Genomic DNA, 2,128 nt, shown 5'->3' on the forward strand with positions numbered 1-2,128 from the left:
TGTTGCTGAGCACGGTGGTTGAGGGAGACCGGGCGGATTTCGGACCGGCTCGTTGATGGGGAGCGGGCACGAGCAGACGAATTGCCCATCAGCGAGCCGGTTTCTTGCGCGTCACCGTCGTTGAGGTCCGCTGGCGCGCCTTGGGAGAGGGCGGGGCGCAGCATGGAGCTGCTACCGCGGCTGGAGCGAGCCGGCGGCGAGTAGGCGGTGGGAGGGGTGTGGCGACACCCCTGCCCACCAATGCCCCGCGAGAAGACTGTGTGGAGAGTTTCGCGGAGCCCCCGAGGAGTCATCCGAAGTCAGAGAGGAGTCAAGTCCTGGGCCGAGGAAGTGCCCTCGGTGGAAGCCGTGCGTCCGGCGCGCTGCCCGGAGTGCGGAGCGGCCAGCAGGCCCGTCGGGGGTGCGCTGGGGCTGCATGGGCACGGGCTGCGTCAGCGGCAGGTGCTCGGGCCTCTGGAATGGGGAGACGCCGCGCAGGCGCGAGTGGTGGCCGTGCGCCGCTTCCGCTGCACCGCGTGCGGGGCGACGTGTACCGTCTGCCCGCGGGAGGTGCTGACGCGACGGCTGTACGCGGCCACGGCCATTGGGCTGGCGCTCGCGCTCTTCGGGCTGCTCTGGCGCCCGGTGGCCGGGGTGCGTGCGCAGGTGAGCCCCTGGCGCGTGGTGGGGCCGGGCAGCGAGGGCCGCTGGTGCGCGCTCGCCGCGTGGGTACGGGCGCTGCCGCGAGGGGGGCTCTTCCGGGCGCTGCCCCCGTGCCCGGAGGACTGGAGCCCCCGGCGCATCGCCGCGCGGGCGGCGGCGGCCCTCGCGGCGCGTGCACCCGAGGCGGTAGGCACCAGCCCTCCACCGCTGCACGTCCTGGCGCCCTTGGGGGCCGCGCACTCAGCATGAGGGGCCGCACGGCGTGCCGCGTGCGCGCCGTCCCTGTTTTCGCGTCCCACCCGACAGCCCCGCTGCGCACCCTCCTGGGGCCCCGGCACCTTCCCGGCCCAGGCCCGCCCTCTCATTCCTCGCGGCGGGCTGCCTGGAGGAGTGCATGGAGGAGTTGTCTGCCGTCTCCCACGCCGAGGCCGTGGCCGTCTTTCGCCATGGTGTCATCGGCGCCCTGACTCAAGCGGAGCTCGACCGCGGCCAACTGGCGGCGGCGCTCGCGCACCTGGCCACCCAGCGCTTCCGGCCCCCTGGGGCGGACGCGACGCGCAGCTTCTCGGTGCCGACGCTGGAGCGGTGGTACTACGCCTTTCGCAGGCGAGGCCTGGCGGGACTGACGCCCCAGCCCCGGCGCGACAAGGGAAGGGCGCAGGAGGTGCCGGGGCCGCTGCGCGAATTGCTCTGCGCCATCCGCCGCGAGCACCCTTCGGCGTCCGTCGCCCTCATCCTGCGCACCCTGGTGGCCGACGGGCGCATGCAGGAGGGCGTCGTCTCCGCTTCCACCGTCCGCCGTCTCTTCCACCAGGAGGGCCTGGACAGGGTGGCCCTGCGCGACTCAGCGGGGAGCCGCACGCGCCTGCGGTGGCAGGTGGAGCGCCCCATGGCGCTGTGGCATGGGGACGTCTGCCACGGCCCCGCGCTCGAGGTGGGCGGCAAGTCCCGTCCTCTGCGCGTGCACGCCCTCTTGGACGATGCCAGCCGCTACGTCGTGGCCCTGGAGGCCCACCACTCCGAGCGAGAGGTGGACATGCTGGGCCTCTTCGTGCGCGCGCTGCGCCGTCACGGCAAGCCGGACGCCCTCTACCTGGACAATGGCGCCACCTACCGGGGTGACACCCTGGCCACTGCGTGTGCGCGCCTGGGCATCAGCCTCTTGCACGCCAAGCCCTACGACGCGCCGGCGCGCGGAAAAATGGAGCGCTTCTGGCGCACGCTGCGAGAGGGCTGCCTGGACTTCCTGGGGCCGGTGGCAAGCCTCCACGACGTCAATGTCCGGCTGTGGGCCTTCCTCGACACGCACTACCACGCCGCCGCGCACTCGAGTCTCGTCGGCCGCACGCCCGCGTCCGTCTTCGGGGCCCACCCGCGCGCGCCAGACGGCCTGGACGAGAAGGCTCTGGCTGACGCGCTCACCGTGCGCATCCGCCGGCGCGTGCGCCGAGATACCACCGTGGCGCTGGACGGAGTGGACTACGAG

Annotated in this window: 2 protein-coding genes; both read left to right on the forward strand. The window is 73.4% G+C overall.

Translation table 11 applies throughout. From position 1 onward, the window contains the following. The first annotated feature begins 339 nt into the window (after positions 1–339). Positions 340–891: a hypothetical protein gene (locus tag LZ199_RS45825; RefSeq protein WP_254000167.1), complete on the forward strand. Its 552-nt coding sequence runs from the start codon at positions 340–342 to the stop codon at positions 889–891. A gap of 145 nt (positions 892–1,036) precedes the next feature. Beyond that, on the forward strand, positions 1,037–2,128 hold a 1,092-nt coding region (locus tag LZ199_RS45830), incomplete at its 3' end, for a DDE-type integrase/transposase/recombinase (protein ID WP_254000168.1).

It is taken from the genome of Myxococcus qinghaiensis, from assembly GCF_024198215.1.
Lineage (GTDB): Bacteria > Myxococcota > Myxococcia > Myxococcales > Myxococcaceae > Myxococcus > Myxococcus qinghaiensis.